This is a genomic window from Blastococcus sp. HT6-30 (assembly GCF_039729015.1).
Taxonomy (GTDB): Bacteria; Actinomycetota; Actinomycetes; order Mycobacteriales; family Geodermatophilaceae; genus Blastococcus.
In genome coordinates this window covers 788,992-814,016 of sequence record NZ_CP155792.1, presented here as the reverse complement: position 1 = coordinate 814,016, position 25,025 = coordinate 788,992, and the positions used below count along the sequence as shown (strand labels likewise).

26 protein-coding genes are annotated in these 25,025 nt (G+C 76.0%); 9 read left to right on the top strand and 17 right to left on the bottom strand.

Annotated features, from left to right (window positions below; all coding sequences use genetic code 11):
- Nucleotides 1–9 precede the first annotated feature (9 nt).
- From ABC795_RS03880 to sigE, 4 genes are all read right to left on the bottom strand, one after another.
- On the bottom strand, nucleotides 10–375 hold the full coding sequence (locus tag ABC795_RS03880) for a twin-arginine translocase TatA/TatE family subunit (protein WP_347059594.1): 366 nt from the start codon (nucleotides 373–375) through the stop codon (nucleotides 10–12).
- A gap of 82 nt (nucleotides 376–457) precedes the next feature.
- Nucleotides 458–1,741: a trypsin-like peptidase domain-containing protein gene (locus tag ABC795_RS03875; RefSeq protein WP_347059593.1), complete on the bottom strand. Its 1,284-nt coding sequence runs from the start codon at nucleotides 1,739–1,741 to the stop codon at nucleotides 458–460.
- 260 nt (nucleotides 1,742–2,001) lie between these two features.
- Complete coding sequence (locus ABC795_RS03870) at nucleotides 2,002–2,565, bottom strand: anti-sigma factor (RefSeq protein ID WP_347059592.1); 564 nt, start codon at nucleotides 2,563–2,565, stop codon at nucleotides 2,002–2,004.
- Nucleotides 2,562–3,152, bottom strand: coding sequence for an RNA polymerase sigma factor SigE (sigE, locus tag ABC795_RS03865; RefSeq protein WP_347059591.1), 591 nt, complete (start codon nucleotides 3,150–3,152; stop codon nucleotides 2,562–2,564). Before sigE ends, ABC795_RS03870 begins: the two co-directional genes overlap by 4 nt.
- A 199-nt stretch (nucleotides 3,153–3,351) precedes the next feature.
- Here sigE and ABC795_RS03860 point away from each other — a divergent pair, with 199 nt between their 5' ends.
- Nucleotides 3,352–4,011 carry a class I SAM-dependent methyltransferase gene (locus tag ABC795_RS03860; protein WP_347059590.1) on the top strand — a complete coding sequence of 220 codons (660 nt, stop codon included), beginning with the start codon at nucleotides 3,352–3,354 and terminating at the stop codon, nucleotides 4,009–4,011.
- A gap of 14 nt (nucleotides 4,012–4,025) precedes the next feature.
- Here the strand turns inward: ABC795_RS03860 and glgC are convergent, their stop codons facing one another.
- Entirely contained in the window at nucleotides 4,026–5,246 is a 1,221-nt protein-coding gene (gene glgC, locus ABC795_RS03855) for a glucose-1-phosphate adenylyltransferase (protein WP_347059589.1), read from the bottom strand.
- Between the two features lie 72 nt (nucleotides 5,247–5,318).
- Between glgC and glgA the strand changes: the two genes are divergently transcribed.
- A complete protein-coding gene (gene glgA / locus ABC795_RS03850) occupies nucleotides 5,319–6,491 on the top strand; it encodes a glycogen synthase (RefSeq protein WP_347059588.1) in 1,173 nt (390 codons plus the stop codon).
- Between the two features lie 147 nt (nucleotides 6,492–6,638).
- A complete protein-coding gene (gene lepB, locus ABC795_RS03845) occupies nucleotides 6,639–7,073 on the top strand; it encodes a signal peptidase I (protein ID WP_347059587.1) in 435 nt (144 codons plus the stop codon).
- A 79-nt stretch (nucleotides 7,074–7,152) separates the two neighbouring features.
- Here lepB and ABC795_RS03840 read toward each other — a convergent pair whose 3' ends face one another.
- Together ABC795_RS03840 and ABC795_RS03835 are read right to left on the bottom strand one after the other, a co-directional pair.
- The gene (locus ABC795_RS03840) at nucleotides 7,153–8,004 is read right to left on the bottom strand and encodes a biotin-dependent carboxyltransferase family protein (RefSeq protein ID WP_347059586.1); all 852 of its coding nucleotides are present in this window, start codon (nucleotides 8,002–8,004) and stop codon (nucleotides 7,153–7,155) included.
- Complete coding sequence (locus tag ABC795_RS03835; protein ID WP_347059585.1) at nucleotides 8,005–8,634, bottom strand: allophanate hydrolase subunit 1; 630 nt, start codon at nucleotides 8,632–8,634, stop codon at nucleotides 8,005–8,007.
- Nucleotides 8,635–8,735: 101 nt separating this feature from the next.
- Here ABC795_RS03835 and ABC795_RS03830 point away from each other — a divergent pair, with 101 nt between their 5' ends.
- Together ABC795_RS03830 and ABC795_RS03825 are read left to right on the top strand one after the other, a co-directional pair.
- A complete protein-coding gene (locus tag ABC795_RS03830) occupies nucleotides 8,736–9,941 on the top strand; it encodes a SpoIIE family protein phosphatase (RefSeq protein WP_347059584.1) in 1,206 nt (401 codons plus the stop codon).
- 183 nt (nucleotides 9,942–10,124) lie between these two features.
- Complete coding sequence (locus ABC795_RS03825) at nucleotides 10,125–10,853, top strand: ANTAR domain-containing protein (RefSeq protein WP_347059583.1); 729 nt, start codon at nucleotides 10,125–10,127, stop codon at nucleotides 10,851–10,853.
- Nucleotides 10,854–10,866: 13 nt separating this feature from the next.
- Here ABC795_RS03825 and ABC795_RS03820 read toward each other — a convergent pair whose 3' ends face one another.
- Complete coding sequence (locus tag ABC795_RS03820) at nucleotides 10,867–11,643, bottom strand: 5-oxoprolinase subunit PxpA (RefSeq protein WP_347059582.1); 777 nt, start codon at nucleotides 11,641–11,643, stop codon at nucleotides 10,867–10,869.
- A gap of 52 nt (nucleotides 11,644–11,695) precedes the next feature.
- On the opposite strand from ABC795_RS03820, the gene ABC795_RS03815 reads away from it, so the two are divergent.
- The 3 genes from ABC795_RS03815 to crtI all read left to right on the top strand — a co-directional run bounded on the left by ABC795_RS03815 (nucleotide 11,696) and on the right by crtI (nucleotide 16,170).
- Nucleotides 11,696–12,814: a spore photoproduct lyase family protein gene (locus ABC795_RS03815; RefSeq protein ID WP_347059581.1), complete on the top strand. Its 1,119-nt coding sequence runs from the start codon at nucleotides 11,696–11,698 to the stop codon at nucleotides 12,812–12,814.
- A 137-nt stretch (nucleotides 12,815–12,951) separates the two neighbouring features.
- Nucleotides 12,952–14,613: a SpoIIE family protein phosphatase gene (locus tag ABC795_RS03810; RefSeq protein WP_347059580.1), complete on the top strand. Its 1,662-nt coding sequence runs from the start codon at nucleotides 12,952–12,954 to the stop codon at nucleotides 14,611–14,613.
- Nucleotides 14,614–14,667: 54 nt separating this feature from the next.
- The gene (crtI, locus tag ABC795_RS03805; protein WP_347059579.1) at nucleotides 14,668–16,170 is read left to right on the top strand and encodes a phytoene desaturase family protein; all 1,503 of its coding nucleotides are present in this window, start codon (nucleotides 14,668–14,670) and stop codon (nucleotides 16,168–16,170) included.
- 3 nt (nucleotides 16,171–16,173) lie between these two features.
- Here the strand turns inward: crtI and ABC795_RS03800 are convergent, their stop codons facing one another.
- The 9 genes from ABC795_RS03800 to dapE form a co-directional block, all read right to left on the bottom strand.
- Nucleotides 16,174–17,637, bottom strand: coding sequence for a hypothetical protein (locus tag ABC795_RS03800; protein WP_347059578.1), 1,464 nt, complete (start codon nucleotides 17,635–17,637; stop codon nucleotides 16,174–16,176).
- Between the two features lie 58 nt (nucleotides 17,638–17,695).
- Nucleotides 17,696–19,189: a peptidase M17 gene (locus ABC795_RS03795; RefSeq protein WP_347059577.1), complete on the bottom strand. Its 1,494-nt coding sequence runs from the start codon at nucleotides 19,187–19,189 to the stop codon at nucleotides 17,696–17,698.
- A gap of 116 nt (nucleotides 19,190–19,305) precedes the next feature.
- Nucleotides 19,306–19,473 carry a DUF3117 domain-containing protein gene (locus ABC795_RS03790; RefSeq protein ID WP_347059575.1) on the bottom strand — a complete coding sequence of 56 codons (168 nt, stop codon included), beginning with the start codon at nucleotides 19,471–19,473 and terminating at the stop codon, nucleotides 19,306–19,308.
- A gap of 106 nt (nucleotides 19,474–19,579) precedes the next feature.
- Nucleotides 19,580–20,131 (bottom strand): DNA-3-methyladenine glycosylase I, encoded by a 552-nt coding sequence (locus ABC795_RS03785; RefSeq protein ID WP_347059573.1) that lies wholly within the window; start codon nucleotides 20,129–20,131, stop codon nucleotides 19,580–19,582.
- 126 nt (nucleotides 20,132–20,257) lie between these two features.
- A complete protein-coding gene (locus ABC795_RS03780; protein ID WP_347059571.1) occupies nucleotides 20,258–21,160 on the bottom strand; it encodes a DMT family transporter in 903 nt (300 codons plus the stop codon).
- Complete coding sequence (locus ABC795_RS03775; RefSeq protein ID WP_347059570.1) at nucleotides 21,157–21,627, bottom strand: SRPBCC family protein; 471 nt, start codon at nucleotides 21,625–21,627, stop codon at nucleotides 21,157–21,159. Before ABC795_RS03775 ends, ABC795_RS03780 begins: the two co-directional genes overlap by 4 nt.
- Nucleotides 21,620–21,988 carry a DivIVA domain-containing protein gene (locus ABC795_RS03770; protein WP_347059569.1) on the bottom strand — a complete coding sequence of 123 codons (369 nt, stop codon included), beginning with the start codon at nucleotides 21,986–21,988 and terminating at the stop codon, nucleotides 21,620–21,622. Before ABC795_RS03770 ends, ABC795_RS03775 begins: the two co-directional genes overlap by 8 nt.
- 1 nt (nucleotide 21,989) lies before the next feature.
- A complete protein-coding gene (locus ABC795_RS03765; RefSeq protein WP_347059567.1) occupies nucleotides 21,990–22,820 on the bottom strand; it encodes a TIGR00730 family Rossman fold protein in 831 nt (276 codons plus the stop codon).
- Nucleotides 22,817–23,944 (bottom strand): succinyl-diaminopimelate desuccinylase, encoded by a 1,128-nt coding sequence (dapE, locus tag ABC795_RS03760; protein ID WP_347059566.1) that lies wholly within the window; start codon nucleotides 23,942–23,944, stop codon nucleotides 22,817–22,819. The genes ABC795_RS03765 and dapE overlap by 4 nt, the downstream gene beginning before the upstream one ends.
- A 72-nt stretch (nucleotides 23,945–24,016) precedes the next feature.
- On the opposite strand from dapE, the gene dapD reads away from it, so the two are divergent.
- Nucleotides 24,017–24,997, top strand: a complete 981-nt coding sequence (dapD, locus tag ABC795_RS03755) for a 2,3,4,5-tetrahydropyridine-2,6-dicarboxylate N-succinyltransferase (protein ID WP_347059565.1) — start codon at nucleotides 24,017–24,019, stop codon at nucleotides 24,995–24,997.
- Nucleotides 24,998–25,025 lie beyond the last annotated feature (28 nt).

Below are 25,025 nucleotides of genomic sequence, written 5' to 3'. Positions count from 1 at the left end.
CGTCCGGGGCTAGGTCGCGTCGATGTCGAACGGCGGCGGAACGGCGCGGTCCCGCACCTGTGCGGCCACGACCGTGGCCGCCGTCGCGCCGGTGGCGCCGGTCGGGCGCGCCGGACCGTCCTCCTCGTCACCCAGCAGCTGGGTGCGGATGAACGTCCTCGGGTGGTACTTGCGCAGGTCGAGGTCGCGCAGGTCGGAGAACTCGTCGCCCAGCGACTCGTTGACCTGCTCGCGCACCCCGGTGACGGCCGAGCGGATCCGCTTCAGCCCGGAGGCGGCCTCCTTGGCCAGGTCGGGCAGGCGCTCGGGGCCGAAGATGAACAGCGCCGCGAGCGCCAGGACGGCGATCTCGCCCCAGCCGATCGAGTCGAACACCGTCGCTCCCGTCTGGCCCGACCGCCCGCGCGGTCACCGGCTCCAGCGTAGGCGCCGAACCCCTGCCCGGTCGCCCCCCGGCTCAGGCGGCGCCGAGGGTCACCTCGACCGTGCGGGACCTTCCCCCGCGCACCAGCTCGACGGTGACCTGGTCGCCGGGCCGGCGGGCGTCCACCGCCACGGCCAGCTCCTCGGAGCTGCCGACCGGGGTGTCGTCGACCGCGATGATGACGTCCTCCTCGCGGATGCCCGCCTGGGCCGCGGGGCTGCCCGGCTCCACGTTCAGCACGAGGGCGCCGTCCCGGGTGCCGTCGGTGACCGACCGGGCGTTCACGCCGAGCGTGGCGTGCACGGCCGACCCGGTCGAGATGAGCTGCTCGGCGATCCGCGTCACCGTGTCGATGGGGATGGCGAAGCCCAGGCCGATCGAGCCGCCGGCCCCGGTGGACGCGATGGCGGTGTTGATGCCGACCAGCGCGCCGCTCGCGTCGACCAGCGCCCCGCCGGAGTTGCCGGGGTTGATCGGGGCGTCGGTCTGCACCGCGCTGATGACGGCGTTGGTGTCGGTGCCCTCGCCGGACAGCCGGACCGGCCGGTCGAGCGCGCTGACGATGCCGCTGGTGACCGTGCCCGCCAGCCCGAGCGGCGAGCCGATGGCCACCACCGGATCGCCGACGACGACCTCGGCGGAGCGGCCGAGGGAGGCCGTCACCAGGCCCGGCTTCTCGACCTTGATGACCGCGAGGTCGCTGGCCGGGTCACGGCCGACGATGCGCGCGGCCGACCCGCTGCCGTCCGAGAACACCGCCCGGATCTCCGCGCCCTCGACCTCGTCGGCACCGGAGATGACGTGGTTGTTGGTGACGATGTAGCCGTTCTCCCCGTCGATCACGACGCCGGAGCCCGTGGCGCCGGCCTGGCCGACGCGCACCTCGATCGAGACGACCGCGGGGATGACGGCGTCGGCGATGTCGGAGACCGACCCCGGCTCCCGGGTGATGCCCGGGTCGACCTGGGAGAGCGTCGTGCCGGGGGTGAACAGCGGCGTCTCGTCGGCGGTGCGGGTGAGGTACCAGCCGACCCCGCCGCCGACGAGCCCGACCACCAGCAGGGCGAGCACGGCGAGCGTGGTCAGCCGCACCGACAGGTCCCGCAGCCGGACCTTGCGGCGGCCCTGCGCGTCGACGACGACCGGGCCCGGCTGGTCGTCCTCCTCGTACACGGCGGGGGCACCGAGGCCGGCCGGGGACGCCGGGTCGCGCCAGGGATCGCTGCGCGCGTCGGCCTTCCACCAGGGGCCGGTGGCGGTCCGGCGGGCGCCCGGGCGGCCGCCGGGCGGGTCCTGCAGACCGCCGCGGCCGGGCACGGGCGGGCCGAACGCGCGCAGCAGCGCCTCCGGCGGGGGCGGCGGGACGGGCCGCTGCGGGGCCGCCGGGCGACCGCCGGCGAAGCTGCCCGAGACGTGCTCGGGCCGGCCGAACGCGCCGGCCTGCGCGGGGGTGGGCTGCGGCGCGGGGACGGAGCGGGGGCTCAGCCGCTGCGCCGCGGTCTCGTCGAAGGCGCCCGACTGGCCCTCGGGCCGGGCGAAGACGGCCGCGTCGCCGGGCGCGTGATCCCTGGGCTCGGTCAGGGGGTACCGCCCGGGATACCGGCGGAGGTGTCCACGGTGACGGTGCGCACCACCGGTGGGGCGACCTCGGTGTGCTGCTGCGGGCGGGGGGTGTCGGCTCGGGTCGCGGGCCCCGTGTCGGCGGGGAGGCTGAGCGCCAGGGCGGTCACCCCGGCGCCCAGACCCACCAGCGTCCCGGCCACCCCGCGGCGGAACCAGCGCCCGCCGAACGGACCGCGCCGGTGGGCACCCTCGGTGAGGTCGAGGGACCAGGCGCCCGTGCTGCCCGAGACGGTCAGCTCGCCGGGCGCGGCGCTCATCGTCCCGGTCCCGTCCCCCGAGCCCGGGACGTCGGCGGTGAAGGGGATCGCGCACAGCCGCGACATGAGGTCACCGGGGACCGCGACGTCCGCCGAGTCGTGCAGGGCCTCCTTGGCCTCGCGCTGCGCGGCCACGGCCATGCGGCAGGTGGCGCAGCCGGCAAGGTGCCGTGCGGCCCGGTTCGCGGGTCCGGCGGTCAGCTCGCCGTCGACGAGCGCGGCGATCGCCTCCTGCGCCAGGTGGCTCTCCGGGATGCTCATGCCCCGAGCTCCCCGGGAACGCCCGCGCGGCGCGGGGCCAGGTGCGCCAGCGCCTCGCGCAGCTGGACCCGGCCGCGGTGGATACGGCTGCGGACCGTGCCCAGCTTGATGCCGAGCGTCGCGGCGATCTCCTCGTAGGTGAGGCCCTCGATGTCGCAGAGGACCACGGCCACCCGGAACTCGGGCGAGAGCGCGTCGAGCGCGGCCTGCACCTGGGGGTCGAGGTGGGTGTCGGCGTAGACCTGCTCCGGGCTCGGCGCCCGACCCGGAAGCCGCTCGGTGTCCTCGGGCAGCGCGTCGAACCGGATCCGCTGCCGGCGGCGGACCATGTCGAGGAACAGGTTCGTGGTGATCCGGTGCAGCCAGCCCTCGAAGGTGCCGGGCGAGTAGTCGGCCAGGGACCGGAACACCCGGACGAAGGTCTCCTGCGTCAGGTCCTCGGCGTCCTGCGGGTTGCCGGAGAGCCGGTAGGCCAGCCGGTACACCCGGGCGGAGTGGTCGCGCACGACCTGCTCCCAGGACGGGGCAACCCACGCGTCGGGATCCGCGACGGGACCCACGGGCTGCGGTGCAGTGGGCTCGGACACGCCACCAGGATCGCAGACCGGGGTGGTCAGGACCTTCCCGGCGTCGGCGGGTCGGGCGGGCACGGGTCGCTTCAAGCGCACGTCCTGATCAACGGACGATCGGCACATCCGTGTTCCCGCGCACCGCGGCTCCCAGGAGACGCACAGGTACGGCCGCGCGCACGGGAGCCGCGGCGCGGGCCACTACCCTCGGCTGTTGATGAGCGCCGAGGAACCGCCGCGCGGGCGCGGCACCGACCAGGGCGCCGCCTACGCCGACCGCTTCGCCGCCGAGTCGCCCGAGATGGCGGCCGCTCGGCAGCGCGCGCACTTCCTGTCCGGCGCCGCCCCGGTGGAGCCGCCCGTGGGCGCCACCCTCGCCGTCCTGGCCGCCACGTCCGGGGCCCGCTCGGTGGTCTCGATCGGCAGCGGTGGCGGGCTGGCCGCCCTGTGGCTGCTGCGCGGGATGCGGCCCGACGGCGTCCTCACGGCGCTGGACGCCGACCCCGAGCAGCTCCGCGCGGCGCGCTCGGCGTTCGCCGAGGCAAAGGTACCCGCCAGCCGGGTGCGGCTGATTTTCGGCACCCCCGGTGAGGTGCTCCCCCGGCTCTCCCCCGGCGGCTACGACCTGGTCTGCTGCGCCGGGCCGCCCCGCGAGTACTCCGAGCACCTGGCCGCGCTGCTCGCCTTGGTGCGGGTCGGCGGCACGCTCACCTGCCACGGGCTGCTCGAGGGCGGCCGGGTCGCCGACCGCACCGCCCGCGACCCGCAGTCGGTGGCCTGGCGCGAGATCGCCCGCACGATCCGCGACGACGAGACCCTCCTGTCCGCCGTCCTGCCGATGGGCAGCGGCCTGCTGGTCGCCACCAGGCGCAGCTAGCGGCGACGGGCCCGCTACAGGAACGCGCGGGTGCCCTTGCCGATCACTGTGACGCCACCGGCGCTGACGTGGTAGCGCTCCCGGTCCAGGTCGTGGTCGAAGCCGATCCGCGCACCCGCCGGGACGACGACGTTCTTGTCCAGGATCGCCCGCCGGACCTGTGCGCCCTCACCGATGTACGCGCCGTCCATCACGACGCTCTGCTCGATCCTGGCCCCGCGCTCCACCCGCACTCCGGGGGAGACGACCGAGCCGTGCACCGCACCACCGCCGATGATGGCCCCGGCGCTGACCATGGACTCCTCCGCGCGGCCGCCCAGCACGAACTTCGCCGGCGGCTGCTGCGGCGGCAGGGTGAGGATCGGCCAGCGGTCGTTGTAGAGGTTGAACACCGGCGTCACCGACACCAGGTCCATGTGCGCGTCGTAGTACGCGTCGATCGTCCCGACGTCCCGCCAGTAGCCGTGGTCGCGCTCGGTCGCCCCGGGGACGACGTTGGTGGAGAAGTCGTAGACCCACGCCTCCCCCGCGTCGGCGAGCATGGGCATGATCGAGCCGCCCATGTCGTGGACCGAGTCCTCGTCCTCGGCGTCGGTGCGCAACGCCTCGAGCAGGGCGTCGGTGGTGAACACGTAGTTGCCCATGGAGGCGAAGCTCTCCTCGGGCGAGTCCGGCAGGCCGGGTGGGTCCGCCGGCTTCTCCAGGAAGCCGAGCACCTTCCCCGCGGCGTCGGAGTCGATGACGCCGAACTCGGTCGCCTCCCGGCGGGGCACCCGCAGCCCGGCGATGGTCACCCCCGCCCCCGTCTGCAGGTGCTGGTCGATCATCTGCGCCGGATCCATCCGGTAGACGTGGTCGGCGCCGAAGACGACGACGATCTCCGGCCGTTCGTCGTAGATGAGGTTGAGGCTCTGGAAGATCGCGTCGGCGCTGCCGGTGTACCAGCGCGGGCCGAGCCGCTGCTGGGCCGGTACCGGGGTGATGTAGTTGCCGAGCAGCTGGGACATCCGCCAGGTCTGGGTGATGTGCCGGTCGAGGCTGTGGCTCTTGTACTGGGTCAGCACGGCGATCTGCCGGACGTCGCCGTTGACCAGGTTCGAGAGGACGAAGTCGATGAGCCGGTAGTTGCCCCCGAAGGGGACCGCCGGCTTGGCGCGGTCCTGGGTCAGCGGCGACAGCCGCTTCCCCTCACCGCCTGCCAGGACGATGCCGAGCACCCGTGGACCGCCGCGCATGGGAGCACCGTATCCGCTGCTCGGGGCCGCGGCGTCCTGCGTCCGCCACATACGCCCCCCTAGGGTGATGGCGTGCAGATCGGGATCGTCACGCGTGAGTGGCCGCCGGACGTCTACGGCGGCGCCGGGGTGCACGTCGAACACCTCGTCGCGGCGCTGCGCGCGCTGCCCGACGGGCCCGACCTCGACGTCCACTGCTTCGGGGGCGAGCGGGCCGATGCGACCGCCCATCCGGTCCCGTCCGGCCTCTCCGGCGCCAACGGGGCGCTGCAGGCGCTGGGCGTCGACGTCGAGATCGCCGCCGCCCTGGCCGGTGCCGACCTGGTGCACAGCCACACCTGGTACGCCAACACCGCCGGCCTGCTGGCCGCGCTGGTGCACGGGGCACCGCACGTGATCACCGCGCACTCCCTGGAGCCGCGCCGGCCGTGGAAGGCCGAGCAGCTCGGCGGCGGCTACCGGTTGTCCTCGTGGGCCGAACGCACCGCCTACCTCGCCGCCGACGCGGTCATCGCGGTCAGCGCGGGCATGCGCGACGACGTGCTCGCCGTCTACCCCGAGCTCGACCCCACCCGGGTGCACGTCGTGCACAACGGCGTGGACGCCGAGGCCTACCGCCCGGTGCCCGAGCCGGAGACCGTCCGCGCGCTGGGCGTCGATCCCGACCGCCCCTACGCACTGTTCGTCGGCCGGATCACCCGCCAGAAGGGGCTCGCCCACCTGCTCGCGGCCGCCGACCTGCTGCCCGCCGACGCCGGGCTGGTGCTCTGCGCCGGCGCCGCCGACACCCCGGCCGAGCGGCAGCAGGTCGCCGACGCCGTCGCCGCCCTCCAGACCCGCCGCGATGGCGTCGTCTGGATCGAGGCGATGCTGCCGCGCGAGCAGCTGGTGCCGCTGATCACCGGCGCCACCGTGTTCGTCTGCCCGTCGGTCTACGAGCCGCTGGGCATCGTCAACCTCGAGGCGGCGGCCTGCGGCACCGCAGTCGTCGCCAGCGCCGTCGGTGGGATCCCGGAGGTGGTCGACGACGGCCGCACCGGTCTGCTCGTGCCCTACGACGAGACGGACCCCGCCGGTTTCGCCGCGGGCCTGGCCGCCCGGACCGCCGAGCTGCTGGCCGATCCGCAGCGCGCCGCCGCCATGGGCGCCGCCGGCCGCCAACGGGTCGTCGCCGAGTTCGGCTGGGCCGCGATCGCCCGGCAGACCGTGGAGGTCTACGCGGAGGTCCTGGCCGCCCGTGGGTGAGCCGGCGGCGGGAGGACCGCGGCCCCTCACATCGGGGGCACGCACGTCCCCACCCCTCGGCTGTCCGCCCTGGTGAGTCGCTCCGAGACTGTGCATCCGGTCGCGCCCCGCCGGAGGGGCTCCGCGCCCGCTCGCACGGAGGACCGCATGCCGACGACCGCCCGTTCCTCACCCGATCACCGGTCGCCCCGGCATCGGGGCCCCTGCCGCCCTGGCGGAGATGCCGCCGGAACCCCCTCACGAGAGGACGTTGCGCACCCGCGCCGGGTCCGGCGCCCGGACGCCGATCCGGTGGCCAAGCGGGTCGTCGCCTTCGGCGGGGAGTCCGTCGCCATCGAGGACGGCACTCCGGTGGTGGACGGCGTGACGATCTGCGAGCCCTGGAGCGACCCGGCGCACCTCGACGGCGTCTGGTTCGGGCCGGTCGAGGTCCCCGACGGCTCGGTGTTCCTGCTCGGCGACCAGCGGGACGGGTCCATCGACTCCCGCGTCTTCGGACCGGTCGGCGAGGACGGGATCACCGGCGTGGTCGTCGCCGGAGCGTGGCCGCTGCCGCGCACGCTGCCCACCACACCGTGCTGACCCTGCTGACCGGCGGGCGGTGGCCGCGCGCATCGCGCGGGAACCGGACGACCCGGCGATCCTGCCGCTGCGGTGACGTTCAGCGAGCCGTCCGGAAGCGGACGACGTCACCCGGGCGCAGCTGGGCCGCCGCGGCCAGGTCGGCGGTGCGGACGACGGCCAGCACCGGGTAGCCGCCGGTGACCGGGTGGTCGGCGAGGAACAGCACCGGCGCGCCGTCGGGCGGCACCTGCACCGCTCCCGGCACCAGGCCCTCGCTGGGCAGCTCCCCGTCGCGGGCCCGGCCGAGCCGGGGGCCGGCCAGCCGCAGGCCCACCCGGTCGCTGTCCGGGCTGACCCGCCACTCCGCCCGGACCAGGGCCGGCCACGCGGCCTCGTCGAGCCAGTCCCGCCGCGGTCCGGGGAGGACGCGCAGCACCGGCCGGTCCGACGGCGCGGCGACCGGGGCGACGTCGACGAACGGCTCCTCCCCCGCCAGCGACCCGACCGGGAGCCGCAGCCCGGGAGTGACGACGGGCGGCCCCAGCCCCGACAGGGTGTCCGTGCTGCGCGAGCCCAGCACCGGGGGCAGGTCGACGCCGCCCCGCACCGCGAGGTAGCTGCGCAGGCCGGTGCGCGGCGCGCCCAGGGCGAGGACCGCACCGGCGGGCAGCGTCGTCGGGGCGGCGAACGGCGCCGGGCGCCCGCTGATGGTCACCGGCGCCGGCGCGCCCGTCACGGCCACCAGGAGGGTGCGCTCCGCGCGGGCCCGCAGCCCCCCGGCCGTCACCTCCAGCACCGCCGCCGGTGGCCGGTTGCCGACCAGCCGGTTGGCCAGCGCCGCCGCCGGTGCGTCGGCGGCGCCCGACCGGGGCACCCCGATCGACGCCCAGCCGGTCCGGCCGGCGTCCTGCACCGTGGTGGCGGGCCCGGAGGCGAGGACGGTGAGCACTCAGCCCACCACCCGGAACCGGACCGACGTGCCGGGGGCCAGCAGCGCCGGCGGGTCCCGGTCGACGTCGAAGAGCACCGCGTCGGTGCGCCCCACCAGCTGCCAGCCGCCCGGCGAGGCCCGCGGGTAGACCCCGGCGTAGGGGCCGGCCAGAGCCACCGCGCCGGCCGGCACCCGGGTGCGCGGGGTCGGCCGGCGCGGCACGTGCAGCGCCGGGGGCAGCCCGGTCAGGTAGCCGAAGCCGGGGGCGAAACCGCCGAAGGCCACGACGAACCGGGCGGCGGTCAGCGCGCCGACGACGGCGTCCTCGGTGCGCCCGGTCAGCCGGGCGACCTCGGCGAGGTCCGGACCGTCGAAGACCACCGGCAGCTCGACGGTGGCCCCGGCGGAACCGGCGGAGAGCTCAGCCGGCACGAGCCGCCGCAGGACGGCGAGGTCCAGCTCGGTGGGCGGGCGGTCGAGGACCACCAGCACGGTGCGCGCCGCCGGCACCAGGTCCACCTGCCCGGCGAGGGGCGCGGCGGCCAGGGCGGCCCGCAGACCCGGGACGTCGGCCGGGTCCGCCGCCTCCACCAGGACCGCGCGGTCCCCGTAGGGCACGGCCCGCGTGATCCCTCCGCCGTTGGACACCGGCCCATGATGGAACATCGGTCATCCGGGCACGTGACCAGCGCATCTGCCCCCCGCGCTCCGGTCGCCCGGTCCGCGCGCCGGTGGAATGCTGGACCGTCGTGACCTCGACGACCCCCGCCGGGCAGGACCCGTTGCGGTCCCTGCTCCGGTCGTCGCACCACCTCCCCGCCGATCGGCTCGGCACGGTCGTCTCCCGCCACGCGACGCTCCTGGGGGCCCGTGCGGCCGTGGTCTACCTGGCCGACTACGAGCAGTCCTCCCTCGTGCCGGTTCCCGGGGAGGACGTTCCGCCGCGCACCCCGCTGACCGTCGACGGCTCGGTCGGCGGGCTGGCCTTCCGCCGGGTCGAGGTGACCCGCTCCCCCGGCCACGACGCCGCTGTGCGGCTGTGGGTGCCCCTGCTCGACGGCGCGGAACGGGTCGGTGTCCTGGAGCTGCTGTTCGACGCCGAGCCCCTTGCGGAGCAGGACGACGAACGCCGGGCCTTCGCCGCGCTCGTGGCCGAGCTGTGCGTCACCCGCAGCGCCTACAGCGACGTGTTCGCGCGGCTGCGGCGCACCCGGCCGATGAGCCTCGCCGCGGAGATCCAGTGGGACCTCGTCCCGCCGCTGACCTTCGGCACCGAGCGCGTCGTCATCTCCGCGGCCCTGGAACCCTCCTACGGGATCGGCGGGGACACCTTCGACTACGCCGTCAACGGCCCCGTCGCCGATCTCATGGTCCTCGACGCGATGGGCCACGGCCTGCCCGCGGCGCTGCTGGCCACGGTCGCCGTCGGCGCGTACCGCTCGGCCCGCCGGCACGAGCGGTCCCTCCCCGCGACGTCGGAGGCGATGAACACCGCGATCGCCGGGCAGTTCCCCGGCAGCCAGTTCGCCACCGCGCTGCTGACCCGGCTCGACCTGCTGTCCGGCCGGCTGAGCTGGGTCAACGCGGGGCACGGCGCCCCCCTGGTCGTGCGCGACGGCGTCCTCCTGCCCGCCCACCCCTGCCGGCCGGCCCTGCCGCTCGGGCTCCAGCAGGGGCCGGCCCACGAGTGCGAGGTGCAGCTGCGCCCGGGTGACCGGGTGCTCCTGCACACCGACGGCATCACCGAGGCCCGCTCGCCGGCGGGCGAGTTCTTCGGCGAGGAGCGCCTCGCGGACTTCGTCGTGCGCGCGGAGACGGCCGGCGACCCGCCGCCGGAGACGCTCCGGCGGCTGATGCGCAGCGTGATGGACCACCAGGCGGGCCGGCTGCAGGACGACGCCACGATCGTGCTCGTCGAGTGGCGGACCGGGCACGAGGACCAGCTGACGCTGTGATGCCGCCCCGAGCACTCCGTCCGGGCACCCGCGGGCGGCTGCTGTCGGCCGACCGGGACTCAGGCGTGCGGGAGGCGGCCTGCACCCACCGGCCCGGGGGCTCCGCCGGATGAGCGACCGGCCCGACATCGGGAGAGCTGCGTCACCGGATGTGCACCCGGCCCGCCGGGCAGACAATCGGGCGTGACCATCGCGGGCCGCTTCGAGGCCGCGCTGGCACGGGAGTCGGGCCCGGAGCTCGCCGGGCCGGAGCTGCTCCCCGTGCGGCTCAGCCGCGCGTGCGCCGCCCTGCTCGGGGTCGACGGCGCCGGCCTGAGCCTGCTCGACGGCACCGGGCGCCGCGTTCCGCTGGGGGCCAGCAGCCCGGAGGCGTCGAGCGCCGAGCGGATGCAGTTCACCACCGGCGAGGGCCCGTGCATGACGAGCCAGTCCACCGGTCAGCCGGTGTTCGCCGTCGAGGAGGACCTACGGCGGCGGTGGCCCATGTTCGCCGAGCTGCTGCTCGGCGCGACGCCGTTCCGCGCCGTCGTCGCCCTGCCGCTGCAGCCGGGGCCCGCCGGCGACGGCGCGCTCGACCTCTTCTTCACGCACTCCGCGGCCGTTCCCGAACTGGACGTCTTCCAGGCCGTCGCCGTCGGGGAGCTGGTGACCTCCTCGCTCGGCGACGCGGCGGTGTGGTCCACCTGGACCCCGGCCGAGGGGCCCGGCTGGATGCAGGGCCCGGCGCCGCGCCGGCGGGCGGCGGTGTGGGAGGCGATGGGCAAGGTCAGCGTCGCCCTGGACGTCGACCCCGCCGAGGCGCTGGCGCTCCTGCGCACCGACGCCTACACCGCGGGGCGGTCCGTGGACCAGGTCGCGGCGGAGCTGCTGACCGGACGCCGCCTGGTCGAGGACCTCCGCCCCCGCGGCTGACGCCACCGACGCCTCAGCCGACGAACGGGGCGACCCGGAGCCCGGCCGTCTCCAGCGCGCCCCGGACCGCCCGGGCAAGGTCGACCGCTCCCGGGGTGTCCCCGTGCACGCAGACCGACCGCACGTCGACCCGCACGGTGCTGCCGTCCACCGCCCGCACCGTGCCCTCGGCGGCCATGCGGACGGCCCGCTCGGCCACCGCGGCGGGATCGTGCAGCAGCGCTCCCGCCGCTCCCCGGGGCACCAGCGTGCCGTCGGGGGCGTACCCGCGGTCGGCGAAGCCCTCCCCCACGGTCGGCAGCCCGGCGGCCGCCGCGCTGCCCAGCAGCACCGAGCCGGGCAGGCCCAGCACCGCGAGACCGGTGTCGTAGCCGGCGACGGCCTCCACCACCGCCCGCGCCTGGGTCTCGTGGTGCGCGACCGCGTTGTAGAGCGCCCCGTGCGGCTTGACGTAGGACACCCGTCCCCCGGCCGTCCGGGCGATGCCGTCCAGCGCGGCGAGCTGGTACAGCACGTCGGCGGCCAGCTCGGCCGGCGCGACGTCGACGAACCGCCGGCCGAACCCGGCCAGGTCGCGGTAGGACACCTGCGCGCCGATCGAGACCCCGGCCGCCACGGCGGCCGTGCACACGCGACGCATCGTCACCGGGTCACCGGCGTGGAAGCCGCAGGCGACGTTGGCGCTGCTCACGACGTCGAGCAGCGCGTCGTCGTCGCCCAGCCGCCACACGCCGAACCCCTCCCCGAGGTCGGCGTTGAGGTCGATGCGGGAGGGGCCGGATGCGCTCACCCGGGAAGTCTGGCACCGGAATGGCGGCCGCCCGCGCGACGCTGCCCGGAACATGGGAGCCGCCGAGCCGCTCACGCTCTTCGAGGTCGGGCCGCCGCCGGCGCCGATGCCGCCCAACCACCTCCTCCGGATCCGCCGCATCTACGCCGAGCCGGCAGCGGCCGAGTCCTCCCGCGGCCGCCAGGTCCTGGACCGGTTCCCCGACGCCGAGGTGGTCGAGGTGCCCAGCCACTGGCAGATCCCGGAGCTGCACGGCAACGCGGGCAACGTCGACCGCTGGGTGCGGGTGAAGAGCGAGACGCTGGTGCTCGGCGTCCGCAAGGGCCTGGCCACCCGGCCCAACGGCCGCTCGGCGAACTTCATCGCGCCCGGCACGGCGAACGGCTGCGCCATGGCCTGCGCCTACTGCTACGTCCCCCGGCGCAAGGGGTTCGCCAACCCGATCACCGTCTTCGCCAACATCGAGCAGATCACCGGGCACCTGCGCCGGCACGTGGCCCGGCAGGGACCGAAGACCGAACCCGACCAGTGCGACCCGGCCAGCTGGGTGTACGACATCGGCGAGAACAGCGACTGCTCCGTCGACGCCCTGGTCAGCGACAACGTCGCCGACCTCGTGACCACCTTCCGCGACCTGCCGACTGCGAAGGCGTCCTTCGCCACCAAGTACGTCAACCGCGGGCTGCTGGACCTCGACCCGGCCGGCCGCACCCGCATCCGCTTCTCCCTCATGCCCGACGACGACGCCCGGGTGCTCGACGTCCGCACCAGCCGGATCGCCGACCGGATCGCCGCCGTCGACGACTTCGTGGCGGCCGGCTACGAGGTGCACCTGAACCTCTCCCCCGTCGTGCTGCGCCCGGGCTGGGAGGAGGACTGGGGCCGGCTCCTGGACCGGCTGGACGACGAGCTCGGGCCGGCGGCCAAGGCGCAGGCCGCCGCCGAGGTGATCTTCCTGACCCACAACGAGGCGCTGCACGAGGTGAACCTCGGGTGGCACCCCACGGCCGAGCAGCTGCTGTGGCGCCCCGACCTGCAGGAGCCCAAGCGCAGCCAGAACGGCCAGGACAACGTGCGGTACCGCGCCCCGATCAAGCGGACGGCGATCGCCCGGCTGCGGGAACTGGTGGCCCGGCGCGCGCCGTGGCTGGACATCCGGTACGCCTTCTGACGGGTCGACGTGTCGCATTGTCGACATGGACACATATCGACGGTTCGTGTCCGCCTCATCACCCACTGTGTGAGAGGCTGATAGCCGTGACGGGGCGTGAACGGCCCGTCGGAAACGCTCGTGCTCGAGGGGGAACGGTGCCCGAATCCACCTCTGGAGTGCCTGCGGCGACCTTGCTGTCGGCCCTGCCCGACACGGTGGTCGTGGCCGACGCCGGCGGCCGGGTGACCTACGTCAATCCCGCGGTGTCCCGGCTCCTCGGGTATGCCCCGGCCGATCTGCTCGGCCGCGACCTCACCGAGATCATGCCGCCCCGGTTCCGGTCCGGGCACGGCGGCCACATCACCCGGTTCCTCACCACCGGCCAGGGCGAGCTGGTGGGCAACACCACCCAGCTGCCGGCGCTGCACGTCGCCGGCCACGAGGTCTCCATCGACGTCACGCTGGCCCGGGTGGAGCCGTTCCCCGGCGCCTCGGCCGCGGAGTCGTCGATCGTCGGGGTGCTCCGCGACGCCAGCACGACGATCCTGCTGGAGCGGCAGATGCAGGTCAGCCGCTACCTCGCCGCCACCCTGCGGGTCACCGCGGCGCTCACCGAGGCGCGGGACGCCGACGTCGCCTTCCACCAGCTGCTGCCCACGCTCTGCACCGAGCTGGACTGGGACGCCGCCCAGCTGTGGCAGCCCGACGGCGACGGCGGGCGGCTGGTGCACGCCGGCACCTGGACCGCGCCCGACGCCGCGGTGCCCGCGCTGGAGGCCGACGCCGCGCACCGGAGCTTCCGGCGGGGCGAGGGGATGCCCGGCCAGGCGTGGCTGCGCCGGGCCCCGGTCGTCGCCGAGGACCTGGCCTCGGACGACGAGCTCGTCCGCGGCCGCGCGGCCCGCGAGGACGGCCTGCGGACCGCCGTGACCTTCCCGGTGCTCAGCGGTGACTCGCTGCTCGCCGTCTGCGAGCTGTTCTCCACCGTGCACCGGCCGGTGCCCGCCGAGCTGGTGGAGGTGCTGGCCCACGCCGGCCGGCAGATCGGCCAGTTCCTCGCCCGGCTGCGCGCCGAGTCGGTGGTCCGCGAGCTGGCCGACACCCTCCAGCGCAGCCTGCTGCCCTCCCACCTGCCGACGATCCCCGGCATCCGGCTGGCGGCCACCTACCGGGCCGGTGGTGAGGCCGCCCTCGTCGGCGGCGACACCTACGACGTCATGCCGCTGCCGGACGGTCGCTGGATGGTGCTGATCGCCGACGTCTGCGGGACCGGGGCGGAGGCGGCGGCCGTCACCGCGGTCACCCGCCACACCGCGCGCGCCGCGGCGTCGGGCAGCGCCGGCGAGATCCTGACCGCCGTGAACACCGCCCTGCTGCACGAGGAGGGCAGCGCGCCGCTGCGCTTCGTCACCGCGTGCTGCCTGCTGCTGGAGCCGACCGCCGAGGGCCACCGGGCGACGCTGAGCGTGGCGGGTCACCCGCTGCCGCTGCTGCGCCACCCTGACGGCCACGCCCACCCGGTGGGCCGGCCCGGCCGCCCGCTGGGCATCGACCCCGACGTCGCGTTCCCCGAGGAGGCGTTCGACCTCCCGCCGGGCGCGACGCTGGTGCTGTACACGGACGGGGTCACCGAGGCCCGCGACGACAACGGAGCCCAGTTCGGCGAGGACGCGCTGCTGCGGGTCGTGGCCGGCGTCCCCACGGGTGGGGCCGAGGAGACCGTCGCCGCCGTGGCCGCCGCGGTGGAGGAGCAGTTGGCCGGCTCCCGGCACGAGCACGACGACCTGGCCGTCCTCGCGCTGTCCGTCCCCCGCTGACACCGACGGCACCGCCGGGACCGGCCGGTCCGCGCCCCGGCCTACGGTGAGCAGGTGGCGCGGGTCGTGGTGGTGGGTGCCGGCCTCGGCGGTCTCGCCGCCGCCGCGCGGCTGGCGGCCCTCGGCCACGCGGTCACCGTCGTCGAGCAGTCGCCCGGGATCGGCGGGAAGCTCGGGTGGTTCGCCCGCGACGGGCATGCCTTCGACACCGGGCCGAGCCTGGTCACCCTGCCGCAGGTGTACCGCGACCTCTTCGCCGCGACCGGCGGCCCGCTCGAGGACGCCGTCGACCTCGTGCGGCTGGACCCGGCGGTCGCCTACCGCTTCGCCGACGGGACCCGGCTGACCGTGCCCGGGCAGCCCGCCGCCGTGCCCGCCGCGCTGGACGAGGCGCTGGGCGACGGCGCGGGCCGGGAGTGGAGCGCCCTCCTCGACCGGGCCGCGACCATGTGGCGGATCAGCGAGCAGCCGTTCCTGCGCACCCCGCTAGCCGGGGCCGCGACGCTCGCCCGGCTGGCCCGACACCCGGCCCACGTCGCCGCGATCGCGCCCTGGCAGTCGCTGCGCGGCCTCGGTCGCCGTCGCCTGCACCACCGGCACCTGCGCACGCTGCTCGACCGCTACGCCACGTACTCCGGCTCCGATCCGCGCCGGGCACCGGCGGTGCTGGCCACCGTCCCGTACGCCGAGCAGGCGTTCGGCTCCTGGTACGTGCGGGGCGGGCTGCACCGGCTCGGGTCGGCGGTGCTCGACCGGGCCGTCGGGCACGGCGCCGTGCTGCGCACCGGCTGCGCGGTGCGCCGGGTGCTCGTCGAGGGCAGCGGGGCGGCGGGCGTGGAGCTGGCCGACGGCGAGCGGCTGCGCGCCGACGTCGTCGTCTCCGGCGTCGACGCCGCCACCCTGCACGCCGACCTGCTGCCCGCCGACCCGCGGACCCGCGGCGTGCGGCGGGACCTGGCCCGCGCGACGCCGTCGCTGTCGGGGTTCGTGCTGCTGCTCGCGCTGCGCGGCCGGACCCCGCCCCCGGCGCACCACACCGTCCTGTTCCCCGACGACTACGACGCGGAGTTCGACGCGGTCTTCGGCACCGGCCGGTACGCCGGCCGACCCGCCCCGGTGCCCGACCCCACCGTCTACGTCAGCGCACCCGACGACCCCGCGCTCGTGCCCGACGACGACAGCGCCTCGTGGTTCGTCCTGGTCAACGCCCCCCGCCACGACCCGGCGCACGGCGTCGACTGGGATGCCCCGGGGCTGGCGGAGACCTACGCCGACCGGGTGCTGGAGGTCATGGCCCACCGCGGGCTCGACGTCCGGCACCGCCTCCGCTGGCGGGTGGTCCGGACGCCGGCCGACCTGGCGCGCGACACCGGCAGCGTCGGCGGCTCCATCTACGGCACCTCGAGCAACGGCCCGCGGGCGGCCTTCCTGCGCCCGGCGAACGCCTCCCGGGTGCCCGGGCTCTTCCTGGTCGGCGGCTCGGCGCACCCCGGCGGCGGCCTGCCGCTGGTGGGGCTGTCGGCCGAGATCGTGGCCGGGCTCGTCGGCCCGGCCTGACCCTCACCCCCGGGCGGAGCCGTAGCCCAGCAGCGCGGCCAGCCCGAGAGCGCTGCGCGGCTGGTAGGCCCCGCGCCACAGGCCGCCGTGCGCCGCCGCGTGCGCCTCGTCCTCCCACGGGTGCTCCTGCGCCGGTCCGCCACCGGTGTGCAGGTCGTGCACCAACAGCGCGGCCATGAGCACGTTGGACGTGGCCGGCTCGAAGATCTCGACACCGAACCGGTGGGCACCCGCGTAGGCCGCGGCAAGCGCCCGGTTCTTCACCACCGACCGGGTGCGCGTCGGCGGGGCGACGTTCATCGACACCGTGCTGCCCGCGGCGCGCGCGACCGTCGCCCGCCACCGCTGCAGCCGCTTGGCCAGGGCGTAGTTCGGGCCCTGCTGCGCCACCAGGCTGTCGGCGATGCCGGGGTCGGTCCCGGGCACGTAGGCGCGCTGCAGCAGCCGCCCGCCCGACACCGTGCGCAGCGGCCGGCCGAGCACCTTGGCCGTGCGGGTCCGGCCCGCGTACGCCCGCACCGACTGCTCGACAGCATCGGCGGGCACGGCGAAGACGTCGGTGGGCGTGGCGAGGAACGCCAGGGCGAGGTCGCCGCGCTCCGCCGCCACCCGCACCGTGAGCGCGTCGACGGCCGCCGACACCCGCACGTTCGTGGCGCCGTCGGCGTAGACGTAGTTGCCGAGGACCACGCTGCCGGGCAGCCCGGCGGTCCAGTCGGCGACCGCCGGCACCTCGGCGATCAGGTCGGCTCCCGCACCTGCGGCGCCGGCGTCCGGACCCGGGTCGGCCATCGGCACGAGCAGCGTCCCGGCGCCTGAGCGGGCGGTCTCGAGCACCCGCTCCCACAGCGGTGCGCGGGGCAGGTCCAGCCCCGCCACCCGTGCACCCCACCGCAGCAGCGCGGTCAGCGGGCCCATCTCCGCGCCGGCGCCCAGCACCACCACGGTGCGGTCGGGCAGCGACAGCCACTCCGGGTGCGCCGCGACGGTGCGCACCGCGTCGCCGCACGAGGGCTCGATCACCCCCGACGCCACCCAGGCATCCACCTGGCGCAGCAGGGCGTCACCCCGCAACCGGCTCCCGTGGAAGGGCAGCGAGAGCTCCCGCTCCGGCTCGGCGGTGCCGGTCACCGCGGCGGTGTGCAGCGACCGGCCGGCGGGCACGGTGGCCAGTCCGTCCAACCCGGTCTCGCCGCCCGGCCCGGCCACCCGCATGCGCCGGTGGAGGGCGACGAGGCCGGCGTCGGCGATCGCCCGGGCGGCCTCCGGTGCGGTCAGCCCGGCCTCGACCAGCCGACGGAAGTGGGTCAGGTAGCCCGCCCGCCAGTTCGTCTCCCGCTCGGCGGCCAACGCCCCGGCTGCGTCCACCGGCCGCAGCGCGTCGGCGACGACGGCGCGGCCGAGCGCCGCGGTGCTGCGCCGTCCGTCGGGCCCGGCCGGGAACACGACCCCCTGGTCCTCGCTCATCGCTCGTCCACCACGGCACCAGCTTCTCCCGGGGCCCTCGCGCCTGCCCAGCGGGGCCCTACCGGTCCGCCTGCCGCACGCCCGGCGCGACCGGCGCACCGGCCTCCAGCCAGCGGAGCAGCGTGCGGGTCGCGAACCCGGTGCCGCCCCGGACCAGCTCTCCCTCGTCGGCGCCGGCGCGCGCCGGGCCGGCGATGTCCAGGTGGGCCCACGGCAGGTTCCCGGCGAACGGCCGGAGGAACAGCGCCGCGGTGGTCGCGCCCGGCCCGGCCGGTGCGTCCGTCGCGTCGGCGACGCCGTCGTCGGGCGACTCCTCGTGCTCCTGGGCCAGCGGCAGCCGCCAGGACGGCTCGCCGGCCTGCGCCCCGGCGGCAGCGAGGACGGCGGCCAGGCCGTCGGTGGTCGCGTACAGCGCCGCGGTGCGGGCGCCCAGGGCCACCTTCGCCGCTGCGGTCAGCACGGCGACGTCGACCAGCGCGGTCGCCCCCAGCCGCAGCCGGGCGTGGGCCAGCGCGTCGGCGAGGACCAGCCGCGCGTCGGCCACGGTGGTGCGCACCTCCGTCGTGCGACCGTCCACGTGCCGGACCACGTCCGACGGGCGGTAGGACGAGCCCGACACCGCGTTCTCCGCCACCGGCACGACCGCCGTCACGGCGACCGGCAGCGCCAGGCGCGCAGCGGCCTCCACCGCGGCGAGGACGGCGGCGCCCCCGGCGGTGTCGGTCTTGGTGTGCCGCACGGCGGCCGAGCGGGTGAGCGAGAGGCCGCCGGTGTCGAAGGTGGTGCCCGTGCCGACGACGACCGGGTGCGCCGGCCCGGCGTCCGGGTGCCGGTAGGCCGCGACGACGACGCACGGCGGGGCGGCCGAGCCGCCACCGACGGCGAGGACTCCCCCGAAGCCGCCGGCCGTCAGCTCCGCCCGGCCCAGCACGGTGACCTCCACGTGCGGCAGCCCGGCGAGCCGGTCCACGGCTTGCTCGGCCAGCCACGCGGGATTCTTGGTGCTGGGCGGGGTGTTGACCAGGTCGCGGGCCCAGGCGACGGCGGCGGCGGCGACCTGCGCGGCGCGGGCGGCGGCTGCGACCGCGGGATCGCCGGCGTCGGCGAGGACGACGACGACGGTCGCCAGCCGGGGCGGGTGCGCCCGCGAGGAGTCGCGGAACCGGTACCCGGCGAGCAGGGCCGCCTCCACGGCGACCCGGACCTCCGCGGCCCCCGCCGGGGCGACGGCGCCGTCCAACGGCAGCACCAGGCGCCGGGCGCCGTGGGCGGCCAGCGTCTGCCCCCGCCGGACGGCGCCGGCCGCGTAGCTGCGCACGTCCGGCAGCGCGCCGTCACCCACACCGACGGCGACGACGCTGCGAGGACGGCGGCCGGCGATCGGCACGTTCGTGAGGTGGCGCAGCCGGCCGGTGTTGCCCGTGTCGGCCAGCGCACCGGCCAGCAGGCCCGGGTCCACGACCGGCTCCGGGGCGGCGGTCAGCCACGGCGGGAGGACGGCACCGGTGGCGACCGGCACCGCCAGCACGTCGTCGGGCCCGAGGGCGGGCACGGCGGGCAGGACCTCGACCCGGGGGAACGGCGCGGCCCCGGTCGCCGACGGTGTGCCGACGGCCGGGGCCGTGTCGTCCTGCGCGGGGCTGCCCGGGGGCAGGCTCGCGGGAGGTGTCAGCTGATCGCGCCCTTCAGTGCCTCCGACAGCGCGGCCGCCTCGTCCGGCGACAGCTCCACCACCAGGCGACCGCCGCCTTCCAGCGGTACGCGCATGACCAGGCCGCGCCCTTCCTTGGTGACCTCGAGGGGACCTTCACCCGTGCGCGGCTTCATGGCCGCCATGCGTGCCTCCTTCGCCAGCCACACACCTGCTCCGTGAACAGGCGCGTGGTGTCCGATGCTGTGAGCTCTGGAGCAATGATCCCGTATGGGCGGCCGACGTCCAACATCAGGCCCGTGCGGGTGATGCGCGGAAGCACTCCGCGACGTGGTCGTCGACCATCCCGGTGGCCTGCATCAGCGCATATGCCGTGGTCGGGCCGACGAAGACGAAGCCCCGCCCCTTGAGCGCCTTGGCCATCGCGACCGACTCCGGGCTGGTCGCCGGCACGTCGGCGAGGGTGGCCGGGCGCCGCCGCGGACCGGCCGGGGCGAACGACCAGAGGAGGTCCGACAACCCCTCGGGCAACTCCTGCGCCGCCCGGGCGTTCGAGACGGCGGCGGCGATCTTCGCCCGGTTCCGCACGATGCCCGCGTCGGCCATCAGCCGCGCCTGGTCCTCGGCGGTGAAGGCGGCGACCGCGTCGATCGAGAAGCCGGCGAACGCCGCCCGGAAGGCGGGGCGCTTGCGGAGGATCGTGATCCAGGACAGCCCGGACTGGAACGCCTCCAGGGTGAGCCGCTCGAACAGCGCGTCGTCCCCGCGCAGCGGCGTCCCCCACTCCTCGTCGTGGTAGGTGACGTACTCGGGGGCGCTGGTGGCCCAGGCGCAGCGCTGCACGCACCCGACGCTAGCGCCGGCCACCGACGCTCCCGGCCGACCGGTGAGGCGGGACCGCCGCCAGTACCGTCGCCGGGCGTGCGCGCCGGCATCGACACCTTCGCGAGCCTGCGCCGGCTGGGCTGGCTACCGGGCGGCGGAGTCGACGGCCGCGACGCTCGGCGCCGGCCGTGCGGGGCCGCGCCGGGTCGCGAGGACGCAGCCGACCAGCACCAGCGGCAGCCCGAGGGCCAGGCCCAGGGTGAACGGCTCGTCGAGCAGCAGCACGCCCAGCACCACGGCGACCACCGGGTTGACGAAGGTGATGACCAGCGCCCGCTGGGGGCCGACCTCCCGGATCAGCGCGAAGAACAACGCCAGCGCCACCGCGGTGCACAGCACGCCCAGCCCGAGCAGGGACAGCAGCGCCGCCGACGACGCGTCGGCCACCCGGCCCAGCCGGGGTACCGCGAACGGCGCGTAGACCACCGCGGTGACCACCAGGGCGATCGAGGCCGCGGCCACGCCCGGGACGTCGGGCAGCGCGCGGCTGACCACCAGCGGGGCGGTCGCGTACCCCACCACCACGAGGCCGACCGCGACGATCGGCAGGAGGTGGGCACCCTCGAGGTCCAGCCCCAGGAGGACGGCGATGCCGACGACGCCGATGCCCATGCCGAGCAGCCGCACCGGTGTCAGCCGCTCGTCCTCACCGGCCAGCCGCGCGGCCAGGGCCGCGACGAACGGCACGCCCGCCACCAGCAGCCCGGTGAGCGAGCTGGACAGGCTCTGCTCGGCGTAGGACAGCAGCAGCCAGGGCGCGGTCATCTCCAGCGCGGTGAACAGCAGGAGGGGCTTCCAGTGGCGCAGCGCCGGGCGCAGCAGCCCCCGGGCGATCGTCCAGGGCAGCAGCAGGGCGGCACCGACCACGCAGCGGGCGAAGACGACCGACACCGGGGACACCTCCCCGACGGCCACCTTGATCAGCAGGTAGGGCACGCCCCAGATCACCGACATGGTGAGGAACAGCGCCCAGCCCCGCCGGCTCACGCCTCCGCAGCCGGCTCGAAGGTGCGGGCGAAGGCCGCGAACCGCTTCAGCGACCGGCGGATGCCCACGAGCGCGAACGGCTTGACCAGAACCCAGCCGACCTGCCCGAGCGGGCCGTAGGGCAGGTGCAGCCGCTCGGTCCAGACGAAGGAGCTGTGCTCTCCGCGGCCCTCGATCTCGAAGATGCCGGGGCCGCGCACCAGCCGCCCGGTGTGCTGCACCTCCACCAGCCGCGGCGGGTCCCACTTCGTGATGACCATGGTGTCGAGCAGCCCGACGTGCCGCCCGCCGGGCAGCGGCAGCCCGGTGCGCGCGGCCAGCCGGCCACCGACGCCCTGCGCCGGCCCGGCGACGGTCCGCACGTCGGTCGCGACCATCCACTCGCCCTGGCGGGTCCAGGCGGTCAGCGCCGCCCACACCCGCTCCGGTGGCGCCGCCACCTCGATCCGCTCGACCAGCTCAGGCATCCCGGGTCCCCCCTTCGTCGGACGACGCGACCCCGGGGTCGGTCGGCAGCTCCTCGTGGGCGCGTGCGGCGAGCTCGGCCCGCAGCGCCGCGATCTCGGCGTCCCGCTCGTCCAGGGCCAGCGCGAGCTGGTCGATCAGCCAGTCGACCTCGGCCATCCGGTAGCCGCGCAGGGTGACCGAGATCCGCAGCGACCGGACGTCCTCGGACACCACCCGCCGGTCGTCGGGCAGGTGCACCGGCGAACGGTCCGGCTCCGCCGGGGGCTGGGTCTCCCCCCTCCCGAGGAGCAGCGCCGCCACCACGAACAGCACCCCGCCGACCAGCAGGGCGGCGACGACGAAGACGAGGAAGGACAGCACCTCAGGCGTCGGAGGGGCGGGTGTCGAGCGGTGCCCGCATCCCCCCGCCGTTGTCCCCGGCCTGGCGCGACGCCTCGGCGGCCTGGATGGCCGCCACCGCCTCGGCGACGTCGTCGGTCACCGTGATCAGGTCCAGGTCGCCGGGGCTGATCGTGCCCTCGGCGACCATCGTGTCGCGGATCCAGCCGACCAGGCCCGACCAGTACTCGGTGCCGAGCAGGATGACCGGGAAGCGGGTGACCTTGCGGGTCTGCACCAGGGTGAGCGCCTCGAACAGCTCGTCGAGGGTGCCGAAGCCGCCCGGCAGGATCACGAAGGCCTGCGCGTACTTCACGAACATCGTCTTGCGCACGAAGAAGTAGCGGAACGAGATGCCGACGTCGACCCACTCGTTGAGCTCCTGCTCGAACGGCAGCTCGATGCCCAGGCCGACCGACATGCCACCGGCGTCGCAGGCGCCCTTGTTCGCCGCCTCCATGGCGCCCGGCCCGCCGCCGGTGATGACCGCGTACCCCGCCTCCACCAGCGCCGCCCCCAGGGCGACGCCGGTGGCGTAGTGCGGGTGGTCGCGCGGGGTGCGGGCGCTGCCGAACACGCTGACCGCCCGCGGTAGCTCGGCGAGCAGGCCGAAGCCCTCGACGAACTCCGAGGTGATGCGCATGACGCGCCACGGGTCGGTGTGCACCCAGTCCGCCGGTCCCCGCCGGTCCAGCAGCCGCTGGTCGGTGGTGCTGTCCTGGTTGCTCGGGTCGGGCTCGCCGCCCCGCAGCATGATGGGCCCGCGGTGACGGGTGGGCCGTTCCCGGCGCTCGTCGCTCGGTGGGGTGGTCATGCCTCGCTCCTCGTGACGGGGGTCCCGGACAGGTAGGCGGTCAGCGCGTCGAGGGCCGGCTGCAGCCGGGCGACGGCGACGTGCTCCTCGCGGGTGTGGGCCAGCTGGGGGTCACCCGGGCCGTAGTTGACCGCCGGGATGCCGAAGGCGGCGAACCGGGCGACGTCGGTCCAGCCGAGCTTGGCGCGCGCGGGACGGCCGACGGCCGCGACGAACGCAGCGGCCGCCGGCTCGGCCAGCCCGGGCAGCGCTCCCCCGGAGTTGTCGACGACGGTCAGCGTGGCCCCCGCCGCCAGCGCGTCGGCGAAGACCTCGCGGACGTGCGCCTCGGCGGCGTCCTCGTCGCGGTCGGGGGCGTAGCGGAAGTTCACGGTGACGGAGGACGCGTCGGGGATGACGTTCCCGGCGACCCCGCCGGCGATGCCCACCGCGTTGAGCCCCTCCCGGTAGGTGCAGCCGTCGATCTCCACCTCGCGCGGACGGTAGGCGGCCAGCACGGTGAGCGCGTCGGCCAGCCCGTGGATGGCGTTCTCCCCCAGCCAGCTGCGAGCGCTGTGCGCCCGGCGGCCACTCGTCTCCAGCACCGCGCGCAACGTCCCCTGGCAGCCGGCCTCGATCTCGCCGTCGGTCGGCTCGAGCAGGATCGCGAGGTCGCCGTAGAGCCAGCCCCGCCGCTCGCGGGCGACCCGGCCGAGGCCGTTCTTGACCGCCTCGACCTCCTCGTTGTCGTAGAAGACGAACGTCAGGTCGTGCGCGGGCTCGGCGCCGGGCACCCCGAAGACCGCCGCCAGCCGCAGCATGACCGCGTCGCCGGCCTTCATGTCGCTGGTGCCGCAGCCGTAGAGCCGGCCGGTCGCCTCGTCCAGCCGGCTGGGCAGGTTGTCGGCGATCGGCACGGTGTCCAGGTGGCCGGCGAGGACGACTCGGGTCGGCCGGTCGAGGTTGGTGCGGGCGAGCACGGCGTCACCCACGCGCTGCACCTCCAGGCCGCCGAGCGCGCGCAGGGCTGACTCGACCGCGTCGGCCAGCGCCGTCTCGCTGCCGGACACCGACGGCACGTCCACCAGTGCGCGGGTCAGGGCGAGGACGTCGGCGGACAGGTCGAGCTGCGGCGGGGTGCTCACGACGAGGAAGCCTAGGTCCCGCAGGGCCGACCGGCCGCCGCGGCGCGGGAGCTGCTCGGTAGCGTCGTCGGCGTGACTGACGCAGCGTCCGCTCCCGTCTCAGCCGTGGCCGCCGGTCTGGCGACCGTCAGCCCCTCGGGCACCGTGCTCGACACCTGGTACCCCGAGCCCCGGCTGGGCGCGCCCGCCGGTGCCGCGACGGGCACCACCCGGCTGGGCGCGCTCGAGCTCTCCGGCGAGCTCGGCCCCGACTACGGCGGTCTGGTGCGCCGCGACGAGATCCGCGGCGTCGAGGTGATCGCCGTCCGCACGGTCATCGCCGACCTCGCCGCCCCGCCGGTGGACACCCACGACGTCTGGCTGCGGCTGCACCTGCTCTCGCACCGGCTGATCCGGCCGCACGGCGCCAACATGACCGGCGTCTTCGGCCTGCTCACCAACGTGGCCTGGACCAGCGCCGGCCCGGTGGAGGCCACCGGGTTCAACGCCCACCGCCTGCGCGCCGCCGTCGGCCACGTAACCGTCTTCGGCGTCGACAAGTTCCCGCGGATGGTCGACTACGTCATCCCCTCCGGCGTCCGGGTCGCCGACGGCGACCGGGTTCGGCTGGGCGCCCACCTGGCCGAGGGCACGACCGTCATGCACGAGGGGTTCGTGAACTTCAACGCGGGGACGCTCGGCCCCTCGATGGTCGAGGGCCGGATCAGCGCCGGCGTCGTCGTGGGCGCCGACAGCGACATCGGCGGCAGCGCGTCGATCATGGGCACCCTGTCCGGCGGCGGCACGCAGGTGATCTCCATCGGCAGCGGCTGCCTGCTCGGCGCCAATGCCGGCGTCGGCATATCCCTCGGCGACGGCTGCGTCGTCGAGGCCGGCTGCTACGTGACCGCCGGCTCCCGGGTCACGCTCCCGGACGGCTCGGTCGTCAAGGCCCGGGAGCTGTCCGGCCGGAACGGCTTGCTCTTCCGGCGCAACAGCATCACCGGCGCGCTGGAGGTCCTCGTCCGCGAGGGCACCTGGGGTGCGCTGAACGCGGAGCTGCACGCCAACTGACGGCCGTTCCGGGGAGTCGCCAGGCGCG